Here is a 24,082-nt window from a genome sequence, read left to right as displayed (position 1 = left end):
AGGAAACAATTATGAAGAAAAGAATTTTATCACTGGCACTGTCATTGGTTATGGCAGCTGCATTAACTGCATGTGGTTCTAAAACACCGGAGACAACGGCTGCACCGGCAGCAGATACGAAAGAAGCTGGTTCTTCAGCAGAGGCAGGCGGAGCCGCTGTGAAGGATGTACAGAAGATTATTGACCGCGGAGTGTTAAAGGTTGGCTGTAAGTCAGATATTCCAAAGTTCAGTTTACAAAATACCGCAACTGGAGAATACGAAGGCTTTGAGGATGATCTTGCCTATGAGATCGCAGGATCTATCTTTGGATGCAGCGCAGACGAAGCAAAAGAAAAGAAACTGGTGAAATTCCAGGGCGTGACTGCTAAAACCAGAGGACCTTTATTAGAGAATGGAGAAATCGACCTGGTTATTGCAACCTTCACCATTACAGCAGAAAGAAAAGAAACCTATAATTTTTCCACTCCGTACTATACCGATGCAGTTGGTCTTTTAGTAAATAAGGATTCCGGGATCAATTCTATTGAAGATTTAGACGGAAAAATAATCGGTGTGGCTCAGTCTTCCACAACTAAGGACGGATTCAAAAAATATGTGGATGAAAAGGGATTAAAGGTAAATCCGGAGTTTCAGGAATTCGATGGTTACCCGGCACTGGCACAGGCACTGGCTACCAAACAGATCGACTGTTTCTCTGTTGACCGCGCAATCCTTGCAGGTTATGTAAATGACGGCAATCAGATCCTGGAAGATCGTTTTGCTGAACAGGATTATGGCGTTGCAGCAGCAAAGGACAATACAGGACTTGCAGAAGCAGTAGAGAAAAAAGTCACTTCCATGCTTTCTGATGGTTCTATGAAGACCCTTCAGGATAAATGGGGATTACAGTAAGCTGTTTTAAGTAAAGGAAAAATGACATGATAAAAGGTCTTTTTGATGGAAAACGATGGAGTGCTCTTTTTACAGCATTCCCCGAATATTATATCCCTGGATTTCTTATGACACTTCGGATTTCACTGGCAGGGCTGGCGATTTCGCTGGTCCTTGGAGTGATATTCGGCGTGTTCTCTACCTCTAAGTGGAAGCTGCTAAGAATCATTTCGCGAATTTACGTGGAGTTCATACAGAATACGCCTCTGGCTTTACAGGTCATTTGTTATTACTCGGTTCTGCCCATGTTATTTTCCAGCTCAGGATTTCGTATCCCCAAGTTTGTTTTAGGGGTAATCGGCGTTGGAGTCTATCATGGTGCCTACATATCCGAGGTCATAAGAACCGGAATTGAAGCCATACCAAAGGGGCAGTCCGAGGCAGCTGCATCCCAGGGCTTTAGTTATCTGGAAACCATGTATCATATCATTCTGCCTCAGACAGTTAAGATTATTATGCCGCCTCTTGCCAACCAGGCATTAAATCTGGTGAAAAATACCTCTATTCTGGCTATGGTTGCCGGTATGGATCTGATGTATTTTACGGATTCCTGGGGTGCTGACAGAGGGTATTTTGCCCAGGCATATTTTACCAGTGCACTGATGTATTTTATCATTTGCTTCCCGTTAGCCAGACTGGCAAGATATTTAGAGATCCGCTCCATGCGGCTGCCGGTTGCAAAAAAGCTTGATATACAGGCAGACGAGGAGGCGGCATGTTAGAATTAATTCAACAGATATTTACACCGGCAAATATACTTTTTATGCTGAGGGGACTGCGGATGACGGTTCTCATCGCCGTGCTTGCTACCATAATCAGTATATTTTTCGGAACCATACTGGCACTGATCCGGACGTATTCTTCCGGTAAATGGAAGTGGGCGGGAGCCGTTGTGGCGGCATACACAGAATTTTTCCGCTGCACACCCAACCTTTTGTGGATTCTCTGGATCTACTTTACTGTGAAGGGGAATAAAGTAGGAGTATCGGTATTTGCCATATCTCTGTTCACCTCTGCAGTTATGGCAGAGATCTTCCGGGGCGGATTAAACTCTATTCCAAAGGGGCAGTTTGAAGGGGCGCAGTCCCAGGGCTTCAGCTTTTTACAGACGTTGTGGTACATTGTTCTGCCCCAGACGTATAAGAAGGTTATTCCGGCGCTTTTAAGCCAGGTTATAACCATTATCAAGGATACCTCATTTTTGAAAATGGTGGATGTTGCCGAGTTTATGAGAAACTGCGCAGTTGTCCTGGGCAGTATCTATGATGTACGGGGAATGATGCTGCTGTTTGGATTTGAGGCCATCTGCTACTTTGCCATCTGTTTCACACTCAGTTGTGTGGTCAGGGGGTATCAGAAAACAATTGTTACCGGTTAGGGAGGTACATCTGTTATGGAGAAGTTTACGATCACCATTACCCGTGAATTCGGAAGTCTTGGGCGTTCTATTGCCAAAGAGCTGTCCCAGATCCTTGACGTGGAGTTTTATGACCGGGATATTGTGGAGGAAGTTGCGAAAAAGCTGAATCTGCCGGTTTCAATGGTCAGCGATGAGGAGGAGAAGTCCAGGCACAGCTTCTGGCCGAGGATGTTTCCTCTTGGAACGGATGAAGAGTATATGCAGGATATTATCTTTGATGTCCAGAAAGATATCATTCTCGATCTGGCAAAAAAGTCCAGCTGCATTCTGGTTGGCAGATGCTCTGATTTCCTTTTGGAAAAGGAAAAAAATAACATCAACATTTTTGTTTATGCCTCTTATGAGAAACGCCTGGAAAACTGTGTGGAGACGCTGGAAATGACAGAGGGAGAGGCAAAAAGAATGATTCTCACTGTGGATAAGGCCCGAAATGCATATCATAAAAAATATGCCGGCTATTTACCTGGTAATCCGGAACATAAGCAGCTGATGATTGATTCCTCTCTTCTTGGGGTGACTGGAACAGCAAAGCTGATTGCCCAGATTGTACATCAGTTATTTGGAGCCTGATATGATTTAAAAGTTTCCTATTAGAATAGGCCTTTTTGGTAAAACTAGGATGAGAGTCCGAAGTATTTTCCAAAAGGGCCTGTTCTATTGACAACAAAAATAGCAGGGACTAAACTTTAAAAGGCAGGTCATGAAAAAGACCAAGTACGGGTTTTAGGAGGAAACTTAAAGTGAGGTATAAATTAGACAAAAGACTGATTCCTGTAAAAGCGGAGGAATCTGTATCAGAAGAGGATGTGCTGATTGAAATTTTAACAAGGGACGAATACTGGAGCAGACATCATACCCGCTATCAGGATCATTTGCTGGTCCGTAATTTAGAGAGGGCCCAGTATTGCAGGACTGATCTGTTAAAAGACTGTGTTTTAGGCACCTTTGTAATTCCTGTGAAAAAAAATCCTCTGAAACGTCCGCTGGCATTTGGCTTTTACATGGACCTGACCCGTCTTCTCTTTATTGATGACAGCGGGGAAGCGGAGCGCATGATGAAGGAGATAGATAAGGCGGAAATTTTTGATAAAACTACCCCAGCCCACCTTTTATTTGAGTTTCTGGAATATCAGGTCAGGGACGAGATTGTATATCTTCAGAAATATGAGGAACACTTAACAGAGATGGAAGATAGAATCATGAGCGGCAGAAAGGAAAGTGAGGATGTACTGGGAATTATTTTAAAAACCAGAAAGGAGCTTGCAAAGGTTACCTCCTATTACGGACAGCTGATGAATATGAGCCAGACCTTAACGGAGAATTACAACGGTCTGTTAAAAAAAGATGAGCAGGCGCTGTTCCACTTGTTTACAGGGAGAATGGCGAGGCTTTCGGAGTATGGAAAAGAACTGCGGGAATACGCGCAGCAGATCCGTGAAATGTATCAGGTACGAATGGATATGAAGCAGAATCATGCATTATCCTTTCTTACCATGGTAACGGCCGTATTTGCGCCCCTGTCCCTGATCGCAGGCTGGTATGGCATGAATTTTAAAAACATGCCGGAGCTTAACTGGACTTACGGATATCCTGTCTGCATCCTCGTCAGCATCCTTTTGATTATTGGAGAAATATGGTATTTTACCCGAAAAGGGTGGTTAAAAAAATAATATATTAGGTATTTAAAGCGATTCCCTTGACACGGAAAAAAAAATCTGCTATAGTTTACTTTTGTGTGAAACGAGAGGATGAAGGTCTGAAACGTGCCTGATATCTCTCGTTTTGTTTGCGATAGTGTGTTTGTGCGGCCGTCGGCAACATAAGAACCCGGTTGGCAATGAGAAAGGAATTAATCATTTATGGAGACAGTAAGATTTGACGAATTACAACTAGATGAAAGAATTCTGCGGGCAGTAGCAGATATGGGATTTGAAGAGGCATCTCCGATCCAGACCCAGGCAATACCGGTTCAGATGGAGGGAAGAGATATCATTGGTCAAGCCCAGACAGGAACTGGAAAGACCGCTGCCTTTGGTATTCCCCTGTTACAGAAAATTGACCCTAAGGTAAAAAAGCTTCAGGCGGTGGCACTCTGTCCTACCAGAGAGCTTGCTATTCAGGTGGCTGATGAGGTCCGCAGGCTTGCTAAATATATGCATGGTGTGAAGGTTGTCCCTATCTACGGAGGCCAGGACATTGTGAAACAGATCCGTTCTTTAAAAGACGGCACTCAGATTATTATCGGAACACCGGGACGTGTGATGGACCATATGCGCCGGAAGACCGTTAAATATGATTTTGTCCATACTGTCGTGATGGATGAGGCAGACGAGATGCTCAACATGGGATTTTTAGAGGACATGGAAACCATCTTAAGCCAGCTTCCTGAAGAACGACAGACAGTTATGTTCTCCGCAACCATGCCTCCTGCTATTTCAGATATTGCAAGAAAGTTCCAGAAGGATCCGGTACAGGTAAAGGTAGTGAAGAAAGAGCTGACTGTACCGAAGGTAACCCAGTATTATTATGAGGTGAAACCGAAGAGCAAAGTGGAAGTAATGTGCCGTCTTTTAGACATGTATGCACCGAAGCTTTCTGTTGTTTTCTGTAATACGAAAAAGCAGGTAGATGAGTTGGTGCAGTCACTTCAGGGAAGAGGATATTTTGCAGAAGGTCTTCACGGAGACTTAAAGCAGATCCAGCGTGACCGTGTCATGAACAGCTTCCGTAACGGTAAGACAGAGATTCTGGTGGCAACTGATGTAGCAGCCCGTGGAATCGACGTAGACGATGTAGAAGCGGTATTTAACTATGATCTCCCCCAGGATGACGAGTACTACGTACACCGCATCGGCCGTACAGGTCGTGCAGGTCGTGAAGGTATCGCATTCAGCTTCGTGGTAGGCAAGGAAGTTTATAAGCTCCGTGACATTCAGCGTTACTGCAAGACCAAGATCGTACCTCAGGCAATTCCATCTCTTAATGATGTTACCGCCATTAAGGTGGATAAGATCCTGGAAGGCGTTGTAGCAACCATTGGTGATAGCGATCTCAGCAAGACGGTCAATATCATTGAGAAAAAGCTTCTGGAAGAGGATTACACTTCTCTTGATCTGGCAGCAGCTCTTTTAAAGATGATGATGGGTGAGGAGAACGAAGACATCATCGATACCAGACAACCTCGTTCCCTTGACGAGCTGGAAGGCTTCGGAGGCGGAAACAGAGGCAGAGGAAGAAGCAGCAGCAACAGCCGCGGAGGAAACGGCGGAAGATATGAATCTTCTACCAGAGAAGACATGGCTCGCTTATTCATTAACATCGGTAAAAACCAGAACGTTAAACCAGGAGATATTCTTGGTGCCATTGCCGGAGAATCCCGTATGCCCGGGAAGATGGTTGGAAGCATCGATATGTATGACAAATATACATTTGTTGAAGTTCCAAGAGAAAGTGCTGATGCCGTGCTGACTGCGATGAAAGATGTAAAGATCAAAGGTAAAAATATCCATATGGAAAAAGCCAACGGAAAAAGCAGATAAATTTTCAGGAGCTGAACAACGAAGTAAGACGGTCTGTCTTACGGAGTTGTCCGGCTCCTGTTTTCTTTTCTTGCTTCCTGATAGAAAACAAGATACAATTAGTTCAAATGAGGAGTTTATTGGAGGAAAAAATGGCAGAGTGGAAGAAAAATGACAGGTTTCAGGTAATGATTGAGGATCTGAGTGAAGCTGGGGAAGGAATCGGCAAAACGGACGGATTCATCTGGTTTATCAAGGATACGGTGATCGGTGATCAGGTGGAGGCAAAAGCCATGAAGGTGAAAAAATCCTACGGCTTTGCCCGGCTGGAGCGGATTATTAAACCCTCAGAAAGCAGAATTACCCCTGAATGCCCGGTAGCCAGGCAGTGCGGAGGCTGTCAGCTTCAGGCCATGAGCTATGAAGAACAGCTTCGCTATAAGGAACGCAAAATATATGGTAACATTACCCGGATCGGCGGCTTTACGGATGTCCCTATGCTTCCTGTTATGGGAATGGACGAGCCATGGAGATACCGCAATAAGGCCCAGTTTCCCTGGGGACTGGATAAGGAAGGAAGACCAGTTGCAGGCTTTTATGCCGGAAGGACCCATGCCATTATCGGTTGCGAGGACTGTTTATTAGGTGTGGAGGAGAATCAGGAGGTACTAAAGCGGATTAAGGCCCACATGGAACGGTATCATCTGGCTCCTTATGAGGAGAGCACGCATAAAGGGCTGATCCGCCATACACTGATCCGGAAAGGATTTCAGACAGGAGAGCTGATGGTATGTCAGGTGATTAATGGAAATCAGATGCCACATAGCGATGAGCTGGTGAAAAGCCTGCTTGAGATTCCCGGAATGACAAGTATATCGCTGAATGTGAATAAGGAACGGACGAATGTGATTCTTGGGAACAAGGTGGAGAATCTTTATGGGCCAGGATATATCACGGATTACATCGGATCTGTGCAGTACCGTATCTCTCCACTCTCTTTCTATCAGGTGAATCCGGTGCAGACAGAGAAGCTATATGGAACTGCTCTGGAGTATGCGGGGCTTACCGGCGGCGAGACAGTCTGGGACCTTTATTGCGGGATCGGAACCATATCCCTGTTTCTTGCACAGAAGGCGAACAAGGTCTATGGAGTGGAGATTGTGCCTCAGGCTATTGATGATGCAAGGGAAAATGCAAGGCTGAATGGCATTGAGAACGCAGAGTTCTTCGTAGGAAAGGCAGAGGAGGTGCTGCCGGAACAGTATGAAAAAAACCAGATCTATGCGGATGTGATTGTCGTGGACCCGCCAAGAAAAGGGTGTGATGAGAAATGCCTGGAGACCATTGTGAAGATGGGACCGAAGCGGGTGGTGTATGTCAGCTGTGATTCTGCGACGTTGGCAAGGGATTTGAAGTACCTGGCGGAGAGAGGGTATGAGCTTGTTAAGGTGAGAGGATGTGATATGTTTCCTTGGACGACTCACGTTGAAACTGTGATTCTGATGACACGTTGTGGTAAAAACGATAAATAAGCTACACTAACCACAATATGTTGTAGCAAGCATAACTGTTTATTTTTTGATTAGTAAATAGGCGAAGTCTTTTGTGAAATCATCAAGAGACTCCGCCTATTTTTATTGAAGAAGGAGGAATATTTCTGTGGCAGGCCTTTTATTTGTTTCAAGAGAAATCCGCGCTGTTCTCGGATTAACAATCATCTATTTGGTGCCATATCCGTTAAAGCACCTGAGCATGTAAATAAATGTTTCAAGGTCTGAATCTTCCCATTTTGAAATGCGCTTATAAAACTCTTCTTCTTTTTCCTTAATCGCTTTTAACGCTTTTTCACGACCTAGCTCTGTTAAAGATAACAATACTCCGCGACGGTCTTCCGGGTGAGTCTCACTTTTAACATAGCCAAGCTGTTTGAGTCGGGAAACAAGGCGGCTGACGGAGCTTCGGTCCATAGCGGTCGATTCGGCTAAAAGAGTAGCAGCGGCCGGTCCGTTGGACAGAAGCCAACGGACAATCAGGAAAGCAGCTGGTTGTAATGTCGGATCAAAAACGGCTGCCGTTCTTACATTTAACGCATGCGATGCACTAAGCAGCGCATTGAGTTGATCGCCAAGGCTTAGCTCAAGCTGCATTCTTGATGAATCCGGTTTTGTAATGATATTTTCTTCCATAGATTTACCTCGCGCAAATATACTTGACATATATCAAATAATACAATATACTTAATATATGTCAAGTATATTCAAAATTTAGATTAATGTCAAGTAGCCGAATGATGTATCGTACACAGCTATAAACCTTTACGTTTAGCACTAAGAATTAAGGAGGATTATATGTCAACATACCCAATTGCAGTAGTAACTGGTGCTACCAGCGGTCTTGGACAACTGGCAGCAATCGAATTGGCCAAACGTGGAAAACAACTGGTATTAACGGCCAGAAATGAAAAACGCGCGGAAGCTGCGGAAAATATTATAAAGGATGCTGTACCTGAAGCAAAAATAGACTTTTATTTCGGTGATCTGTCATTTATGGAGGACGTAAGAAGAATTGGGAATCAGATTAAAGCTGAATATCCCCAAATTGATATATTGGTGAACAATGCAGGACTGCATGGCTTTGAACAGCGAATAACCAAAGAGGGATTTCCTGAAATGATCGCCGTGAATTATCTGGCGCCATGGTTGTTAACACATACGCTATTAGATTCATTAAAAGCTTCAAAAAACGCACGAATTGTTAATGTCGCTTCCGAAGCATCACGCAATCATGGTGAACTTAAATTGCCGGAGGATTTAACAGATACTACAGAATTTACTGCCAGGGGTTCATCTATGCTTTATGGAAAGACAAAACTACTTGATATTATGTTTACAGGTGAGCTTGGCCGTCAGCTTGATGGAACAGGGGTCACCGCCAATGCTTTGAATCCCGGTTTTAACGTGACTGGTCTTGGGCGAGAGTTAGGTTTTTCTTCTGTTCTTTCTAAAATATTGAAAACGCTGAATATAGGAGACCCGAGAAAAGGTGCTGATATTATCGTCCGTTTAGCTACAGACTCACAGTATCAAGGAGTGACTGCAGGATATTTTAACGTCGGTACCGGAAAATCCATTGTGCCAATATATCCGGGCGGCGACACCGCCATGCAGGATAAACTATGGAAGGCTACGAAAAGCTTACTGGAACAGAGAGGATACCTTAAGTAAACACACCAACAGAGAGGCAGAAACACAGAATGACACAAGAATTGGACTATATAAAAATCAAAAAAGGGCCACTGCTGTTCATTCTATGGCATCATTCCGTTTGCAATGCTCGTAATTATCCTCGCCTTTTTCTCTTCATCACTGATTTTGTCATACACTCCTTGTTTAATAATGATACCTTTTTCGCTTTATAATAAGGAATACCGCTGTAAACGCAACAGACATCATTTCAGCTACCACAATGGAAACCCAAATGCCATCAATTCCCCAAATAATTGGAAGAAGCAAAAGGGCACTAACCTGAAACACCAATGTCCGCAAAAAAGAAATTAAAGCGGATGTCAATCCATCGTTGAGGGCAGTAAAAAAGCCAGAACCGAAAATGGCAAATCCCATAAAGGGAAACGCAAGGGCAAAAATACGGAACCCTGAAACTGTCAAATCCATAAGCTCTTTGTCATATCCCACGAATATTTGCGCTAACAGAGTAGCAAGCAGCTGTGCGGCGGTTACCATAACAATTCCGCTGACACCAAGCATATGAAGGCTCTTTTTCAAAAGTCCCTTGAGTTCATCGTGATTTTCGGCTCCATTTTGATAAGCGATAACAGGGGATACTCCGATGGAGTAGCCGATAAAGGTAGCCGAAAAAATCATGCTGACATACATCATAACGCCATAGGCCGCTACACCGTTTTCTCCGGCAAATTTCAGAAGCTGCAGGTTATAGAGCATTCCCACAATACTCATGGAAACATTGCTCATAAATTCAGACGAACCGTTGATACAAGCCTTTAAAATCGCCTTGCCGTCAAAGGTGGTTTTGCCCAGACGAAGAATACTGCTATTTTTGCGCAGAAAATAGATAAGAGGGATTGCGCCGCCAATAAATTGGCTAAATGCAGTGGCAACCGCTGCGCCTGACAGCTTATATTCCTGCGGCAGAAGAATTACTAAAACCGCATCTAATATCATATTGGTAACTCCGGATACACCCGTCACCAAAAGACCGAGATGAGGCTTTTCCGCAGCTACAAAAAAACTTTGAAACAGAAGCTGCAACACAAAAAACGGCAATGTTGTAAGAAGAATTCGTCCGTAAACAACACAGTTTTCAAGGAGTTCGCCTTTAGCTCCAATCAGCATGGAAATCGGACGAAGCAACACAAATCCCAATACAGACAGCAGGACGCCCAGAGCAAACGCCACATACACAAACAGAGAGAAATATCTGTTTGCCTTTTCCTTATTACCGGCGCCAAGGGTGTTGGCAACAATGGCGGTGCCTCCGGTGCCGAACATGAAGCCAACAGTTGCTACAATCATCAAAAAAGGCATAATCAGATTGACTGCGGAAAATGCCACCTTGCCTGCAAAATTAGAAACAAAAAAACCGTCCACCACGCTGTAGATGGATGTGAAAATCATCATCGCAATGGACGGAAGCGTAAATTTTATGAGTTTACCATAGGTAAAATGATCTGAGAGTCGTATTTTCATGAGTCCCTCCCAAACCAGCTACTTGCAAAGGCTGCAACAGACGATGCCAAATCCTTAATATTCCAATCGCTTGTATTAATCGTTAAATGGTACGCATCACGCTTGTCCTCAACATAATTCTGGTCAAGCCCGCTTTTTTTAGCAACGGCAGCAATAATCTCACTGTCGTAATAATCAAAGTTCATAGTATCCGCAAGACGCTTTGCGAGTTCACGTCCTCCGGAGCCGAATTCACGACTTATATTAATAATTTTCAATATATTTATCCTTTCATAAAGCGCCAATTTGCTTACGGAAACAATGCGCATATTTTTCCATCAGGCGAATGTATGTGTTGATTTCTTCTGTTGACCATGAGTCAAAAGCTTGTACTTCCGCTTCATAGAGCTTAGCCACAGTGCTATTCACATAGTCCTTTCCCTTTTCTGTTAAGATAATTTTCTTTGCTCTGCCCGTGTACTGTTCTAAATATAGAATGCCATCAGCCTCCAAGCCACGAATAGCCGAGTTTACTGTCTGCTTACTGATTCCGGATTTTTTATAAATGTCACTGAGCAAGCAATTTTCTCCTTTATCAAAAATTGTATACAAAACAATAGAAACACTGTCTGTAATGCCAAGCCTTAAGGATGCCTGATGATACAGGGTTTGCGTTTCAGAAGTCAAAAAGTTAATCCGATGGATTTCTTGAACCCTCTTTTGATTCATTGCTACACCTCCAATGTACGATTTCATACTTTTATCATAGTACGAAATCGTACATTTGTCAATGCTTATGTTGTTCAATTAAATTATTATTGGTCTTATTTACTAAAAGTGAATCAAATGTTTCAATCCAATAGGTGGACGTAGGAATACTGTCTGCCAAAGGTAAGCATCAAAGGTGTCGAAACTGTCCTTCGGGAATGAATTTTGATAACTGGATTTATTATTAATGTTATAAAAGGAATCTTGTTGTATAATAATTTTAATAACAGGTTTTCAACAGTAAAAGACACATATTACCAGGAGGAGGACGATGAATAAGGAAAAGCAGACGGTAAAACGCAGAATTTTTAATTCTAATACCAGAATGGTACTTGTAACTTTAAGTCTATTTCTTTTCGTTAATATGTTTTTAATAAATTTATATGAGAGCACATATAAAAGCAGCATGATTGGTTCGTCAGAGTTAGCAGATAATACCGAACAAATAAGATATATCCTGACAGATTGGAATCCATCCCCAAAAGAAGAGGCAATAAACAATCTTGCAGCAAAATTGAAAAGGTATGGATTTTCTATTTGCGTAGAAATAGATAGTGAAGTGATTTATTCAAATACTGATTTTCCTGTGAGTGAGCTTATAAGTTATATTGGAGATTATTTGGAAACAGATGGAAAGGTGCATATTTATGTACAAGATTATATGACTGTGCTAATCCAAAATGTTATGAATGAGAAGATGAAAGTGTTTGCAATTGCAGGAGAATATCATGAATTCTGGTCTCAAAAAAATAGTTGGACTACTATACTTATACTATTGCTGATTGATGGTATATTTTGTATAGGTGCCTTACTCATAATTAGTCAGTTTTTTACTAAGAGACTTATAGAACATATCACAAATCCTTTAGATGCATTGTCAGAAGGAGCAAAAAGGATGAAAGAAGGAAATTTTTCTGAACCTGTTAAATACAAGGGAGATATTGAATTTGAATATGTCTGTGACGCATTTAATGAAATGCAGGAACATATAACGGAAGCTAATGCGGAAAAGGAGTCTTATGAAAAGGTGAGAGTTGAAATGGTGGCGGGAATTTCTCATGACTTAAGGACTCCATTAACGGCAATTAGAGGAACAATAAAAGGTCTCAAGGATGGGGTTGCTGCAACACCTGAATTAAGAGAGAAATTTCTTGATACAGCTTATAGACGAACGATAGAAATGGATCGGCTTTTGGAAAGGTTATTTTATTTCTCAAAACTTGAAACAGGTAATATGCCACTGCTTTTTGAAAAGACAGAGTGGAGTGAGTATCTGGAAGCCTATGTGAAAAAATACGAATTATTGATAGAGAATGAATCTATAAAAATTAAAATAAAAGATGTAAAAAAAGGTTTGTTTTCAAATGTTGACCGAGAACAAATGAAACGAATACTTGATAATATACTGGAAAACAGTAAAAAATATGCAGAAACAGATAAGCTTGAAATTACCATTAATATTTTTGAAGAACATGCATATGTAGTACTTGAGATCTCTGATAATGGCTGTGGAGTTTCACAAGATAAGATTCCCCATATTTTTGAACAGTTTTTTCGAGGTGATGAGTCAAGGAAGATAAAAGAAGGGAATGGTCTAGGTCTTTATATTGTAAAATATCTGGTGAATGCTATGGGAGGCACAGTAGATGCAGAAAACAGCAACGGTTTTACTATTCGAATAAGACTACCAATTTTGGCTGAATGAGGTGATTTAGATGAATGCAGAATATAGAATTCTAATTGTCGAAGACGATGATGATATCAGTATGATAGAACAGGCTTATCTGGAAGCTAGTGGGTTTGAAACATTCATTGTAAGTGATGGAGATAAAGTACTTCCGCTTCTGCATATGGAAAATTTTGACTTAATACTACTGGATCTTATGCTTCCCGGAAAGAATGGTTATGAGTTATGCAAAGAGATAAGAGGAGAACTTAATATTCCAATTCTCATGGTAACGGCAAGGACGGAATCTGTTGATAAAATTCGTGGTCTGGGACTTGGTGCAGATGATTATATTGCTAAACCTTTTGATCCCGCTGAGCTTGTAGCAAGAGTAAATGCAAATATAAGACAGTATAGTCGATTAACAGAAGCCAATCAGATAGAGTTTGATGAGAAGGGCGATGAGATACTAATAGGTAATATTCGAGTTCTTCTGCATGGCTGGAAGGTCTATAAGGATGAGCAAGAAATTCGTTTTCCTAACCGAGAATTTGAATTATTAAAATTTATGGCTGAAAATCCTAATATTGTTTTCTCGAAGGAACAATTGTTTGAAAAAATATGGGGATATGATTATGTTGGGGATAGCGCGACGGTTATGGTGCATATTAATCGTATTCGTGAAAAAATTGAGGATGACCGTAAAAACCCAAAAATCTTAGAGACAGTATGGGGTGCGGGATACCGGTTGAATAGATAAGAAATAAATTGAAAAAGAAAGAGTTTAGGATTTGTTTAATTTTATACCTTCTGTTTGTTTAATGTGATTTGATATTATTATCACATAAATAAACAGGAGGTATTTTTGTGAAGATTTTAATTACAACAGATTGGTATATTGATGTAAACCAAACCAAATATACGGAGGTCATATAATGAATATTAATACTAAGAAATTAGCAAAAACGGCCATTCCTTTTTTTCTAATAATACTCCCGCTTATTTTTAGTAACTTTATTGAGGAGATTTTCGAAAATGAAGTTCAATTTAGCATTATGTCAGTTCTAATAATATTTATTTTGTTTGCCATTATCTTCAAAAGAAGCTTTTGTGGTTTTTTGTGCATGGTAGGGGCGCTGCAAAGGGTTGTTGGATATATAGGATTCAAGCTTTTAAAAAAAAGGGTCACAGTTCCGGTGACACTTGATAAATATCTTAGAACAGCGAAATACATCATACTTACAGGTTTTGCAGTATTATCCATTGCAAGCGGCAAGTTTCTGCTGCTAGTCAGTGTTGACGATGTGTTTGAGCAATATAGTATAATATTGCCTGGATTAGCCTGGATAAGTATTGTGTTGATGTTTGTAACAATTATTGGCTCATTCTTTATTGATAATTTCTTCTGCAAATATATCTGCATACAGGGCGCTGTTGCCGGAGTTGCAGGTCGGTTTAGCCCCAGTGGTATCGTCCGATGCGAAGATAAGTGCATCAATTGCACGTTATGTACAAAGAAATGTCCCTCAAATCTAGAGGTGCATAAAATGAAGAAGGTAATATCGGCTGAATGTTTTAACTGCCAAAAATGCATTGTTGTATGTCCAAAGAAAGGGGCATTAACTAATAGTTTTGCAGGCAGAAAAATTCCATTAGTTTTGTTTGTAGCAATGGCAGTTATGTTTTATATATTGTTAACCTTTTTAATACCGCTATTTTTATAGATGGTGCTATGAGTGGGTGATATGCTCAAACCGATCCATTACCCTGTGCTGCAGGTTGGCGGAAGCAAATCTATATATTGTACAGCTTAAGCAGATCCTCAGGAGATGAAAATAGATAATCAACATTAGGTTCTAAAACAGATGAATGGTTCCAGGTAACGAGTCCGGAAGCAAAACCAGCCGCATTTGCGCATGCAATATCCGTCGGCATATCGCCGATATAGATGCATGAATTCGGGGTTACACCGGACTTTTCTGCATAATAAAGAAGTGGTTCAGGATCCGGTTTGTGCTGCTGTGTATCGTCTGCACAGACTATCAGATCAAATAGTTGTTCAAGATTGAACTTTCGGAAATAGTTTTCATATTCCGTTTTTTTTCTGGAAGTGACAACACCAAGATGAAATCCGCTTTTTTTCATAAACTGCAGCATGTCTTCTGTTCCCGGAAAAAATACAGCCTGATCTGAAAACCTGCTATAATTTTGTATCCATTTATTTTCAAAATCCTCATCTACACACGCATCAAGCAGTTCAAGAGCATCAAGAGTCGGAATTCCCAACACGATACGCAGATTCTCAAGAGGATACTCCAATTCATATGTTTCAAGTGTATATTGCCAGGTCTTCAAAATGGCATTTTCGGTATCAATCAGTGTTCCATCCAAATCAAATACGATATGATTATATTGCATAAGCATCTCCTTTGTGGTGAGTTCAATCAGTTGCAGTGCATAGTTAAGATAACATTTTCGATAGGCGTCACATTTGCTGTCTTGAGCGCAATATATCAGATTTGAGATTATGGCGCGGCTAGTATAGTTGTGTACGATAGAAAGAGACATCAGATAAGACCTCCTTTTGCTAAGACGCCGATATCGGCAACAGCAGTATCAGAAGCTTTCAAAGATGTAAGAAAAAATCCAATCACAAACCCTGAAAGGCACCCGGTTAGATAAAGCATAAAGTGTTCACCATAATAGATTGGTAATGTTATAAGACTCGGAAAAACAAAAGCGGGAGTTTGAACTTTGGAGAGTCCAGCTAGCAGCCCACCAGCGGCACCACCTATGCATCCAAAAACGAAAGGCTTCTTTCTGGGAAGATTTATATTAAATAATGCAGGTTCCGTTATGCCAAACAGTGCAGAAAGAACTGCAGGGGCACATAATGATCGAAAAGAAGTGTTTTTATTTTTTACCATAACTGCAAGTGCTGCACCTGCCTGAGCGAAAACAGCAGGAGCTATGATTGGAATAATACTGTCATGCCCCGTAACTCCAATGTTATTTATTGCTACAAGAAGCAACCCCCAATGAAAGCCGAAGATTACCATCGGCTGAATCAGTACACCTAGCAGAAGACCAGCTGCTGGAGAGGAAAAAGAATAAAGCAATGAATAACCCCATGCAAGAGCATCACCAATAATGGCACCAATTGGTCCGAAAACAAAAAGAGTGGCCAGACTGACAATTGTGAGACTGAGAAGCGGGGTAAGAAAACCTCTAACCAGTTCGGGGATTATCCGATCAAAAAAATGCTCCGTAACAGCCAAAAGAGCACTTGCTGCGATAATTGGAATGATACTGGAGTGGTAAGTTACAGCTTTAATTGGAAGATTGAAAAAATAAAGAGTTGTACCGGCTTCAAAAGCGTTTGTTAATGATGGATACAATAGAATCAAGGCGACTACTGTACTGTAAAACGGATTGGCACGGAAGGTTTTTGCGGAAGTAATTGCCAGCAGCACTGGAAGAAAGTAAAAAGTGCTGTCGGATATTGCATTCAGTATGAGATAGGTCCCACTACTGTCAGAAAGAAAGGAGGTTGTTGTTAATATAAGCAGGGCTCCTTTCATAATTCCACCTGCGCACATTAAATTCATAAGGGGCGTAAACATATCTGAAATGGCGGTTATCGACCTGGAAAGTAATTTTTTTTTCTTATCATGCTCCACTGTATTTGACCTCCTCTTATTTGACCCTTTCATTTTATATAAATATAATTATAACGAAAAAAATAAGTTGAGTCTTTCTGATATACGACATATAATGTGATTATTACGACGTACATAGAGCTATGCAGGATTCGTGTCGAATAGGAGATAAAGAGGTGAAAAAGTATGCTTTCGACTGTTAATACAATTCCATTGAATGATGAAGGAAAGGAAATCGTGAAGCGTGGAACACCAGGTTTTCCCTGCCATGCTTACATCGGTGATATTCATAATTTTATCGGAGGTGAAGTATCGCTGCATTGGCATAGTGAGTTTGAGATGTTTGCGCTGGATGAAGGCCTGGTGCAGATCATAATTGCAGATCATTCCTATGTTCTGCAACCGGGCGAGGGTTATTTCTTGAATTCGGATGTCCTGCATAAAATAATCTGTAAAACAGATCAGCCCTGCCGATACCGATCTATTGTTTTTGATCAGTATGTTATATCAGGACGCAGTGGAAGTGTGTTTGATGAAAAATATGTCAGACCATTTGTAGAAGGAGGCTCATCATCCTGGACATTTAGTCTGAGAGATGCAGGCACCGCGCCAGCGCTCTCTCTTTTTTATGCAGCGTTTAATGCCTGCGAATTGGAGCCGGATGGTTATGAATTCACAGTAAGAGATGCAATGTCGAAGATTATACTGTTATTGAATGGAGACAAGGAAAAGCAGATAGTCAGGGTTGACTCAATGAAGGAACAGCGCTTGAAGCAGATGATGAATTGGATTGATGAACACTATATGGATAAAGTAACCGTTGAAGATATTGCTGGTGCAGCCGGAATCTGTGTACGTGAATGCCAGAGGACATTTGCAACAATTATCAAGGATACTCCCATAAGATATCTGATGCGAAGGAGAATTGCTATTGCAGCTGATATGTTGAAATCATCAAACGCTGCCAATAGTGATATCTGTGCACTGTGTGGTTTTGAAAGTCAGAGTTATTTTACAAAACAGTTTCGGCTTGTTATGGGAGTTACTCCAAAACAGTATCAGAAAAATGTACGCATTTAGTAAAAGACTATGAGAACCCTTGAAAAAAGGCTCTGACACGATAAGTGTCGGGGCTTTTTTTCTATTGTGACGGTAGGTTTCTTGGCTTTTGCAACTATGAAACAGATAATAAATTTGTGGTCAGCAGTACAGAAATCCACAGAAAGGAATAATTGTTATGGAATTTATTATCGATACGAACAATCTCACTAAACGATATGGAACCGCTGCTGTTGTTGATAAAGTAAGTCTCCATGTGCCAAAAGGAAAGATTTATGGACTGCTTGGCAGAAACGGAGCTGGTGTGGCATTGCTTAATCTTATCTATTGTGAACTACTAAAATTAAAACGGTCAAAAATAATACCAATTAGTATTATAGGAGTGCTGTCTACATCATTGTTAATGCTATTAGAGGCACTGCAGACTCATTTTGATAAGCCAGAGTTTGTTTTCACCTTATCGGACGTTTACAACAGCAGTATATTTCCTGCTGTACTTTATTCCGTTCATAAGCATCCAGTTCGAACGCCAGTATATAGTTCATGAAACATGCGATAGAAGAGAATTTATCTTTATCACTGAGAGACAGAGTTTCAATGATAAAGAGCATTCGTTCGTATATTGAAACATAATCCGGAGCTGACGGCATGGTTTGCATTAGCAGCTGTGCGGAACAGGGAAAGGTCTGCAATTGTTTATGAATATTAATTCCAAAATGGAGTAACTGTTCTTTCCAATCTCCATTGTCTTGAACATCTAATAAGATATGTTTTGGACGGGTATCAGCGCATGCACAGCCCGAAGGCTATGTCGGCTAACTCTGCATATGATACGGGGAGTTTGATTTATTTTGGTAAATATTTAGAGATTTTTGGCTTATTTAAAAAAAAAATCTTGACGATATCATTAGTAGAGGGGGGGTGAAATTATGTTTATTGGTCAAATTGGATTAGTCAATAATTCTGCTCGAATGACAATGCTACGTCTAAATAATAATCAATCGCAAATAATTCGTAGATTACAAACATCAGCAGTTCAGCAAAAAAGAGATACTGTAACGATAAATTCCGGATTTACGAAGGAACAAGATAAAACCGGGATTTATAAACCGAATGTCAATAAGATGAAAGCTCTTAACAATATCACGTATACGCAGCTTGCGCCTGATGAAAGATTGAAAGCTGAAATTTTACCTGCATCTGAGCGAAGTTCATATACTGAGAATGATGCACTCATGAATGAGTATATGAAGCAGTATCGCATTGAAGGTCGTTTTGAGGGAGATACCTTTGTCCGAGATTCTGATGCACCAATTAAACTCATACTACCAGACCAAGTCAGTACATCTGATCTAGAAAGTTTTCGTCATAAATTGAACGAAAATGAACTAACCTCGGACATTGACTGGCGCGGAGTAAAAGAGGATTTTTGGAATATGGGTGTTGGATTTGACAATGTTGAGCGTCTTGAAATGAAAGCAGATTATCTCACATCACGCTATGCTGTTCTTAAAGACCGCATTCAAAATCAATTTGTTGGCGACAAGCAAATCAGTGAAATGGAAAAGCTGGAGAGTATATACACACTAGCTAAAAATGAAATGGCAAGCGCTTTTGCAAATAGTATTGGTGGCTTTTATGAGGATTTAGGACAGACGGGTGCTTCGGCAGATATGAAAGCCAGTATCTTAACAATGGTGGATGAAAAAGCTGCTCGTTATGAAGATTACATTGCTAAGACAAGTGCTTATGCTAAATCAAATACTTCTGACAACCGTTGGCTAAATAGTAATGATGGTTACATGGCGGCACGACTAAGAGAAAGTGCTACTGAATTACTCTCAAAAGCTGAAACAAGAACGGACATTCAAGTCCCTTATAGTGCCGAGGAGCTGTCCTTTGTTGGTGTCTATGCCAAAACTCTTTCTACACAAATCAATGATTCAAACCATGTGTGGGACGTTGAACAGGACGATCGTGCCTTAGGGCGATTTTTAGCACAGCAAAGTAAAAATATTCAGAAAGAAATGAGCAATTCCAAGGTTGGCGATAAGATGTCAAAACTGATGAACAATGCCTTTGGAAATTTTGCAATAAAGTTCATGGATTCGCTTGACCAGAGCATCGACAAAAATAAGATAATGATCAACAAAAACCCGTGGATGCAAGGCTTAATCAGAACAGAGCATATTGATCGTGATTCGGTCTATAGAGCTTACTATAATGCTTTAGCCATTTTATAAGAACAAAGCTGTATCTGGGGCAAACGCAATTCTTGATTATACAGATGATCTTTCCAGAGTGGTTCTTTACTATAGCAACTCCAAAATTCTGAGCAATGGAACTAATATTATTGATGGGTTGAAATGGGAAGATCATGAAACATGGTATTTACCATTGGGATACTCTGCTCGTGATATGAGCATGTCAGTAGCAAGTAATAATGGAGTTAGAGGTGTATATTTAGGCTCTTTCTCTAGTAGTGCTCCCTACTCGGCCCCAAATGCACTTTTGATTGATGTCAACCGTGGCTCTTGGTTATATTCCAATAGTTATTATCGTAATGATACTGGCGATGTAACTCATGTAATAGACTATTATGATCTGTCAGGATTGAAAACTCCAAGAACTTTTGGCGAGGGGTATGCAGACTTCTCATACGGCCCCAATTATATTGTTATAGATTTGGATACATTCCAAGTTTGTGATTTTTTGAGTCCGTTTAACTATCACTATACACCTGAGGGAGGTCGTACTTACTCATTGACTAATTTAATAGGGGTATCATAGATTTTCAATGAAATATTTATTAAATAACGTGACAACATTTGGAACAATTATGGCGTAAATTCGGAGCAGGGCTGAACAATGTTCGGCTACCTACCCCAAGAGGCAATAGTAGGCATTCAAGTTTACTATTGCCTCTTTTGAAGCACTTACAACGTAAATGGTAAATAACCAGTCCAGGTCAATAAGTTCGCCGCCCGATTGGGGCGGCGGTAAATTTACCGTGTTTTTAGTTTTCTACAACGATCTGGCAATGCCTCTGACCAAGGCATTAATTCTGCCAGTTTATTTTCTGGAACATTATTTCTTGGATAGTGCATTAACTGCTCTAGCAGATATGAGAAGTACTCATACGGTTTAAGATTATTCGCTTTTGCTGTTTCAGCAATACTATATAAGGCAGCGCTAGCCGCTGCACCGTTCTTCGAATCGATGATATGCCAGCTGTGTTTACCAACACAAAATGAACGGACACTTCTTTCTGCATCATTGTTATCAAGAGGTATTTCCGGATCCTCCAGAAATACTCTTAAAAACTGTTCTTGATGGATGGAATAATTAAGAGCACCTGCCAGTTTCGAGCTTTTATCCAGACCCGTTTTACCGGCATATTTTTTTACACATTCAAAATAAGCATCCACAAGAGGATTGACTGAGTTTTTTCTATGATCCAGCCTTTCTTCATCGGATGATTTTTCATACATATGATCTACATGATAGATAGCAGCAATTCTTTTTACTGCTTCAGCGGCTATTTTCTGCCCAGGTGTGGAAGGACTGTTTTTTCCACTGGCTTTTACAATCTCAGCGAACCGTCTTCTGGCATGAGACCAGCATCCGGCAACCTTCAGATCAGCAGACCGTTCTTTCTCCAGGGTGTGATATACCTGATAACCATCTGTCACAAGAGTCCCTTTGTATCCTTTTAGGAATTCTCTTGGAGCGTCTGTCCCTCTCGTCCCTGGATATTCGTAAAGGAAAAACGGTGGTTTTTCCGGACTGCCAGGCGAATTAGACCCACATATACTGTTTGCTATTCTCCGGCATTACAAAGGGGGTCTCGTCACAGTGTATATGATGGCTTTTCATAATCTCTGCCTTCATCATGTCACGTACCGGACCAAGATAGTATTGGTAAATACGGATCATCCAGTCCGCCATATCCTGTCTTGTAATTTATGCTACCTGTTGATGCTTCGGCTCAGTCTCAAGAAGTTGCAATGCCAATATCCATTACTTTTTTACAGAAAAGTTCATTTGATGTAGTTTATCCAGACGCTAATATCATAGGCTGGAGATACAAGTCAGAAAATGGGAAAATGTATAGGCGGCAATATAATTATTCCAGACAAAAATGGATTGGAGAATGGGAATTATGTTAGCCCGCCAATTTCTTTTGTTGACTCTTAGCCAAGAAGCTTTTCACTGGAAAAGCTGATATCTATGGATGCAGATATTTATTATTGTTATCAACCAATAGATAATATTAAAAAAGGGTAATATTATAACGTCAGAATAAATGTCCTCAGATAATTGTTTGAGGACATTATTTTGTCCTGTATTCCTGTACCAATAAAAATATCTTCACTGCAAAAAACAGGAATAGCAGTATTGTAGCATATGGCTCTCTTGCCGCAGCATATAAACAGATTGCTGCCACGCCTGCAGCAATAGAAATTTTCGAGGTAATGCGATACAATGATTCTTTTTTGAAGAAAATAAAAGCAAGCCTTGCAATTCCAAGTCCAATTATAAATAAAAAAACTGCCCAATGTATTCCAATATCTATATTTGGCAAATGAGTATTTGAAAGAAGATTTATATGGTATATATGATTGCCTTGAGGTTCTCCATAGATTGGTAATACAATACATGAAACTACCAATACATCTATTATTCCGCTGATAATATTATAAATTTTTTTGACATTAGAGTGGTTTTCAGTTTCAGCAAGGGTTATAAGTTCTTCTCCCGATAGTAGTTCATCTATTGAAACTGAAAAGAATTTTGAGATACACTTAAGCGATTCGATGTTAGGATAGCCCTTGCCGCTTTCCCATTTTGAAATAGCTGTTCTTGATACATACAATTGCTCCGCAAGCTGTTCCTGCGTTAAATTATTCTGGGATCTTAGTTGTTGCAGCTTTTCATTGAATTCCATACCTGGTCTCCTGTTAATTTTAATTTTATTATATACAGATTGACAAATAATAACAAGTGTGTAACTCTTAGTATTATATATAAAAATTGTAGTTACCGGAAACGTTAAAGTATGGGACGTTGGTATGGCTGAAATAAAGCATTGGTGGGAATAACTGTTTGCAGAGAAATTAAGATCCTATTGTAAGACCGTTCATTTTCAGAGTTTCTTTGAGAAACTTGCCAAACTGAGAATGGGCGGTCTTTTTTTGAGAACGCTATAAGTTAATAGGAATTGCAAGCGTTGGTAATAATAAAAATTATAAAATTTGACATGAGGTTCATTTAGATGAGAGAGAAAATAGTCAGTAAAAAAAACCAGATGAGAAGTATCTTACTTATGGTCTCTTTGATGGCAGTTACTGTTACAGTCATATTAAAGAAGTATTCAATTGGGGAATTAATGGAAGCGGTTGGAAGCGTACATCTATTCTACCTTATTACTGGAATTGCTTTAATGTTTTTTTATGCAGGGTGCCAGGCGATAAATTTTTATATGATTATGCATAGATTAGGGCAGGCTGCTTCGTACAAAAATTGTATTGATTATGCGTACATCGGAAACTATTTTAGTGCCATAACACCAGGGGCATGCGGGGGACAGCCTGCTCAGATGTATTACATGAATAAGGATAAAATCCATGTCGATATCTCTGCCATCACAATATTTCTTATGGTTTTCATAAGTCAGATTGTTCTTATTATTATGGGTGGAGTATTTGCGATGTTACGGTCGCATATATTAGTAAAGTCTGCACAATGGTTTATCTGGATGTTATTCGCAGGAGCGTCTGTTATGTTTTTTCTCACGGTTGTTTTATCAGCATTAATGTTTTCCAGAGTAATCATTCCTTTTTTAATTGATCTGGTACTAAAATTTGGTGTAAAGTTTCACCTCTTTAAAAAGCCAAAGGAAATAAAAGATAAACTGGATATTCTAATTATTTCTTACCGTGAAAAATCCAAACTGATTATAAAAAACCCGGATTTATTTCTAAAGGTATTTGTGATTTCTGTATTTCAATGGATTGCATACTGTCTTGTAACATATCTTGTTTATTTAAGCTTCGGTTACAGAAAAAATGACTGCCTTGACCTGATGGCAGGGCAATCATTTATTAACATTGCGGTTGCCGCAGTCCCCCTTCCAGGTTCAGTGGGCATTGCAGAAAAAGCATATTTAAATGTGTTTGGTCAGTTTTATCCGGGTGAGATGCTCCCAACCTCTATGATCTTAAGCAGAATTATTAACTTCTATTTTCCGTTATTAATCAGCTTTATTGTTTATGCTTTTGCACATCATAGAATTATGAAGGCACAGAGACGTTCCAGTTAAAACACTTATTATATATCTCTCTCATATAGTGTGGT

General features: G+C 40.2%; 26 protein-coding genes. 16 read left to right on the top strand and 10 right to left on the bottom strand.

Translation table 11 applies throughout. From position 1 onward, the window contains the following. The first annotated feature begins 11 nt into the window (after nt 1–11). The 7 genes from RZO55_RS02270 to rlmD all read left to right on the top strand — a co-directional run bounded on the left by RZO55_RS02270 (nt 12) and on the right by rlmD (nt 7,402). A complete protein-coding gene (locus RZO55_RS02270; protein WP_318062685.1) occupies nt 12–893 on the top strand; it encodes a transporter substrate-binding domain-containing protein in 882 nt (293 codons plus the stop codon). 29 nt (nt 894–922) lie between these two features. Beyond that, nucleotides 923–1,654, top strand: a complete 732-nt coding sequence (locus RZO55_RS02265; RefSeq protein WP_439100012.1) for an amino acid ABC transporter permease — start codon at nt 923–925, stop codon at nt 1,652–1,654. Continuing rightward, nucleotides 1,648–2,310 (top strand): amino acid ABC transporter permease, encoded by a 663-nt coding sequence (locus RZO55_RS02260; protein WP_318062683.1) that lies wholly within the window; start codon nt 1,648–1,650, stop codon nt 2,308–2,310. Before RZO55_RS02265 ends, RZO55_RS02260 begins: the two co-directional genes overlap by 7 nt. A gap of 15 nt (nt 2,311–2,325) precedes the next feature. Further along, entirely contained in the window at nt 2,326–2,922 is a 597-nt protein-coding gene (locus RZO55_RS02255; RefSeq protein ID WP_318062682.1) for a cytidylate kinase-like family protein, read from the top strand. Between the two features lie 170 nt (nt 2,923–3,092). After that, a complete protein-coding gene (locus tag RZO55_RS02250) occupies nt 3,093–4,022 on the top strand; it encodes a magnesium transporter CorA family protein (RefSeq protein WP_318062681.1) in 930 nt (309 codons plus the stop codon). 189 nt (nt 4,023–4,211) lie between these two features. Next, nucleotides 4,212–5,891 carry a DEAD/DEAH box helicase gene (locus RZO55_RS02245; RefSeq protein ID WP_318062680.1) on the top strand — a complete coding sequence of 560 codons (1,680 nt, stop codon included), beginning with the start codon at nt 4,212–4,214 and terminating at the stop codon, nt 5,889–5,891. A 131-nt stretch (nt 5,892–6,022) separates the two neighbouring features. Further along, nucleotides 6,023–7,402, top strand: a complete 1,380-nt coding sequence (gene rlmD / locus RZO55_RS02240) for a 23S rRNA (uracil(1939)-C(5))-methyltransferase RlmD (protein ID WP_318062679.1) — start codon at nt 6,023–6,025, stop codon at nt 7,400–7,402. A 186-nt stretch (nt 7,403–7,588) separates the two neighbouring features. On the opposite strand, the gene RZO55_RS02235 is transcribed toward rlmD, so the two are convergent. Beyond that, nucleotides 7,589–8,056: a MarR family winged helix-turn-helix transcriptional regulator gene (locus RZO55_RS02235; RefSeq protein WP_318062678.1), complete on the bottom strand. Its 468-nt coding sequence runs from the start codon at nt 8,054–8,056 to the stop codon at nt 7,589–7,591. 162 nt (nt 8,057–8,218) lie between these two features. On the opposite strand from RZO55_RS02235, the gene RZO55_RS02230 reads away from it, so the two are divergent. Beyond that, nucleotides 8,219–9,094, top strand: a complete 876-nt coding sequence (locus tag RZO55_RS02230) for an SDR family NAD(P)-dependent oxidoreductase (RefSeq protein ID WP_318062677.1) — start codon at nt 8,219–8,221, stop codon at nt 9,092–9,094. Nucleotides 9,095–9,259: 165 nt separating this feature from the next. Here the strand turns inward: RZO55_RS02230 and RZO55_RS02225 are convergent, their stop codons facing one another. From RZO55_RS02225 to RZO55_RS02215, 3 genes are read right to left on the bottom strand one after another with little or no spacing between them, the layout of a single operon-like run. Beyond that, nucleotides 9,260–10,594: an MATE family efflux transporter gene (locus tag RZO55_RS02225; protein ID WP_318062676.1), complete on the bottom strand. Its 1,335-nt coding sequence runs from the start codon at nt 10,592–10,594 to the stop codon at nt 9,260–9,262. Continuing rightward, nucleotides 10,591–10,851 (bottom strand): cytidylate kinase family protein, encoded by a 261-nt coding sequence (locus tag RZO55_RS02220; protein ID WP_318062675.1) that lies wholly within the window; start codon nt 10,849–10,851, stop codon nt 10,591–10,593. The genes RZO55_RS02225 and RZO55_RS02220 overlap by 4 nt, the downstream gene beginning before the upstream one ends. Before the next feature lie 13 nt (nt 10,852–10,864). Next, complete coding sequence (locus RZO55_RS02215; protein ID WP_318062674.1) at nt 10,865–11,302, bottom strand: MarR family winged helix-turn-helix transcriptional regulator; 438 nt, start codon at nt 11,300–11,302, stop codon at nt 10,865–10,867. 310 nt (nt 11,303–11,612) lie between these two features. On the opposite strand from RZO55_RS02215, the gene RZO55_RS02210 reads away from it, so the two are divergent. The 3 genes from RZO55_RS02210 to RZO55_RS02200 all read left to right on the top strand — a co-directional run bounded on the left by RZO55_RS02210 (nt 11,613) and on the right by RZO55_RS02200 (nt 14,731). Then, complete coding sequence (locus RZO55_RS02210) at nt 11,613–13,046, top strand: HAMP domain-containing sensor histidine kinase (protein ID WP_318062673.1); 1,434 nt, start codon at nt 11,613–11,615, stop codon at nt 13,044–13,046. A gap of 10 nt (nt 13,047–13,056) precedes the next feature. Further along, nucleotides 13,057–13,767, top strand: a complete 711-nt coding sequence (locus tag RZO55_RS02205; protein ID WP_318062672.1) for a response regulator — start codon at nt 13,057–13,059, stop codon at nt 13,765–13,767. A gap of 175 nt (nt 13,768–13,942) precedes the next feature. Beyond that, complete coding sequence (locus RZO55_RS02200) at nt 13,943–14,731, top strand: 4Fe-4S binding protein (RefSeq protein ID WP_318062671.1); 789 nt, start codon at nt 13,943–13,945, stop codon at nt 14,729–14,731. Between the two features lie 70 nt (nt 14,732–14,801). Here the strand turns inward: RZO55_RS02200 and RZO55_RS02195 are convergent, their stop codons facing one another. Continuing rightward, nucleotides 14,802–15,425 carry an HAD family hydrolase gene (locus RZO55_RS02195; protein ID WP_318062670.1) on the bottom strand — a complete coding sequence of 208 codons (624 nt, stop codon included), beginning with the start codon at nt 15,423–15,425 and terminating at the stop codon, nt 14,802–14,804. Nucleotides 15,426–15,574: 149 nt separating this feature from the next. Then, entirely contained in the window at nt 15,575–16,687 is a 1,113-nt protein-coding gene (locus RZO55_RS02190) for a PTS transporter subunit EIIC (RefSeq protein ID WP_318062669.1), read from the bottom strand. Nucleotides 16,688–16,852: 165 nt separating this feature from the next. Here RZO55_RS02190 and RZO55_RS02185 point away from each other — a divergent pair, with 165 nt between their 5' ends. Both RZO55_RS02185 and RZO55_RS26000 read left to right on the top strand, forming a co-directional pair. Then, entirely contained in the window at nt 16,853–17,746 is an 894-nt protein-coding gene (locus RZO55_RS02185; protein ID WP_318062668.1) for a helix-turn-helix domain-containing protein, read from the top strand. A gap of 157 nt (nt 17,747–17,903) precedes the next feature. Then, entirely contained in the window at nt 17,904–18,272 is a 369-nt protein-coding gene (locus RZO55_RS26000) for an ABC transporter permease (RefSeq protein ID WP_439100010.1), read from the top strand. Here RZO55_RS26000 and RZO55_RS25835 read toward each other — a convergent pair. Beyond that, on the bottom strand, nt 18,178–18,417 hold the full coding sequence (locus RZO55_RS25835) for a TetR/AcrR family transcriptional regulator C-terminal domain-containing protein (protein WP_369293188.1): 240 nt from the start codon (nt 18,415–18,417) through the stop codon (nt 18,178–18,180). The genes RZO55_RS26000 and RZO55_RS25835 overlap by 95 nt on opposite strands. 237 nt (nt 18,418–18,654) lie before the next feature. Here RZO55_RS25835 and RZO55_RS02170 point away from each other — a divergent pair, with 237 nt between their 5' ends. Both RZO55_RS02170 and RZO55_RS02165 read left to right on the top strand, forming a co-directional pair. Next, the gene (locus RZO55_RS02170; RefSeq protein ID WP_318062667.1) at nt 18,655–19,968 is read left to right on the top strand and encodes a hypothetical protein; all 1,314 of its coding nucleotides are present in this window, start codon (nt 18,655–18,657) and stop codon (nt 19,966–19,968) included. A gap of 58 nt (nt 19,969–20,026) precedes the next feature. Further along, nucleotides 20,027–20,515 carry a hypothetical protein gene (locus RZO55_RS02165; RefSeq protein ID WP_318062666.1) on the top strand — a complete coding sequence of 163 codons (489 nt, stop codon included), beginning with the start codon at nt 20,027–20,029 and terminating at the stop codon, nt 20,513–20,515. A 215-nt stretch (nt 20,516–20,730) separates the two neighbouring features. On the opposite strand, the gene tnpC is transcribed toward RZO55_RS02165, so the two are convergent. From tnpC to RZO55_RS02150, 3 genes are all read right to left on the bottom strand, one after another. Beyond that, on the bottom strand, nt 20,731–21,537 hold the full coding sequence (gene tnpC / locus RZO55_RS02160) for an IS66 family transposase (RefSeq protein ID WP_318062691.1): 807 nt from the start codon (nt 21,535–21,537) through the stop codon (nt 20,731–20,733). Beyond that, complete coding sequence (locus tag RZO55_RS02155; RefSeq protein ID WP_439100011.1) at nt 21,524–21,688, bottom strand: IS66 family transposase; 165 nt, start codon at nt 21,686–21,688, stop codon at nt 21,524–21,526. The genes tnpC and RZO55_RS02155 overlap by 14 nt, the downstream gene beginning before the upstream one ends. A 370-nt stretch (nt 21,689–22,058) precedes the next feature. After that, nucleotides 22,059–22,673 carry a helix-turn-helix domain-containing protein gene (locus tag RZO55_RS02150; protein WP_318062664.1) on the bottom strand — a complete coding sequence of 205 codons (615 nt, stop codon included), beginning with the start codon at nt 22,671–22,673 and terminating at the stop codon, nt 22,059–22,061. 327 nt (nt 22,674–23,000) lie between these two features. Between RZO55_RS02150 and RZO55_RS02145 the strand changes: the two genes are divergently transcribed. Beyond that, nucleotides 23,001–24,047: a lysylphosphatidylglycerol synthase transmembrane domain-containing protein gene (locus RZO55_RS02145; RefSeq protein WP_318062662.1), complete on the top strand. Its 1,047-nt coding sequence runs from the start codon at nt 23,001–23,003 to the stop codon at nt 24,045–24,047. The last annotated feature ends 35 nt before the right edge of the window (nt 24,048–24,082 follow it).

It is taken from the genome of Clostridium boliviensis, from assembly GCF_033342255.1.
Lineage (GTDB): Bacteria > Bacillota > Clostridia > Lachnospirales > Lachnospiraceae > Lacrimispora > Lacrimispora boliviensis.
This window is presented reverse-complemented; position numbering and strand designations above follow the sequence as displayed.

Excerpts from the sequence above, each read along its gene's own strand:
- RZO55_RS02270 (WP_318062685.1), top strand. The coding sequence starts at position 12 with ATGAAGAAAAGAATTTTATCACTGGCACTGTCATTGGTTATGGCAGCT.
- RZO55_RS02260 (WP_318062683.1), top strand. The coding sequence starts at position 1,648 with ATGTTAGAATTAATTCAACAGATATTTACACCGGCAAATATACTTTTT.
- RZO55_RS02255 (WP_318062682.1), top strand. The coding sequence starts at position 2,326 with ATGGAGAAGTTTACGATCACCATTACCCGTGAATTCGGAAGTCTTGGG.
- RZO55_RS02245 (WP_318062680.1), top strand. The coding sequence starts at position 4,212 with ATGGAGACAGTAAGATTTGACGAATTACAACTAGATGAAAGAATTCTG.
- rlmD (WP_318062679.1), top strand. The coding sequence starts at position 6,023 with ATGGCAGAGTGGAAGAAAAATGACAGGTTTCAGGTAATGATTGAGGAT.
- RZO55_RS02235 (WP_318062678.1), bottom strand. The coding sequence starts at position 8,056 with ATGGAAGAAAATATCATTACAAAACCGGATTCATCAAGAATGCAGCTT.
- RZO55_RS02230 (WP_318062677.1), top strand. The coding sequence starts at position 8,219 with ATGTCAACATACCCAATTGCAGTAGTAACTGGTGCTACCAGCGGTCTT.
- RZO55_RS02225 (WP_318062676.1), bottom strand. The coding sequence starts at position 10,594 with ATGAAAATACGACTCTCAGATCATTTTACCTATGGTAAACTCATAAAA.
- RZO55_RS02215 (WP_318062674.1), bottom strand. The coding sequence starts at position 11,302 with ATGAATCAAAAGAGGGTTCAAGAAATCCATCGGATTAACTTTTTGACT.
- RZO55_RS02210 (WP_318062673.1), top strand. The coding sequence starts at position 11,613 with ATGAATAAGGAAAAGCAGACGGTAAAACGCAGAATTTTTAATTCTAAT.
- RZO55_RS02205 (WP_318062672.1), top strand. The coding sequence starts at position 13,057 with ATGAATGCAGAATATAGAATTCTAATTGTCGAAGACGATGATGATATC.
- RZO55_RS02200 (WP_318062671.1), top strand. The coding sequence starts at position 13,943 with ATGAATATTAATACTAAGAAATTAGCAAAAACGGCCATTCCTTTTTTT.
- RZO55_RS02195 (WP_318062670.1), bottom strand. The coding sequence starts at position 15,425 with ATGCAATATAATCATATCGTATTTGATTTGGATGGAACACTGATTGAT.
- RZO55_RS02185 (WP_318062668.1), top strand. The coding sequence starts at position 16,853 with ATGCTTTCGACTGTTAATACAATTCCATTGAATGATGAAGGAAAGGAA.
- RZO55_RS26000 (WP_439100010.1), top strand. The coding sequence starts at position 17,904 with ATGGAATTTATTATCGATACGAACAATCTCACTAAACGATATGGAACC.
- RZO55_RS02170 (WP_318062667.1), top strand. The coding sequence starts at position 18,655 with ATGTTTATTGGTCAAATTGGATTAGTCAATAATTCTGCTCGAATGACA.
- RZO55_RS02150 (WP_318062664.1), bottom strand. The coding sequence starts at position 22,673 with ATGGAATTCAATGAAAAGCTGCAACAACTAAGATCCCAGAATAATTTA.
- RZO55_RS02145 (WP_318062662.1), top strand. The coding sequence starts at position 23,001 with ATGAGAGAGAAAATAGTCAGTAAAAAAAACCAGATGAGAAGTATCTTA.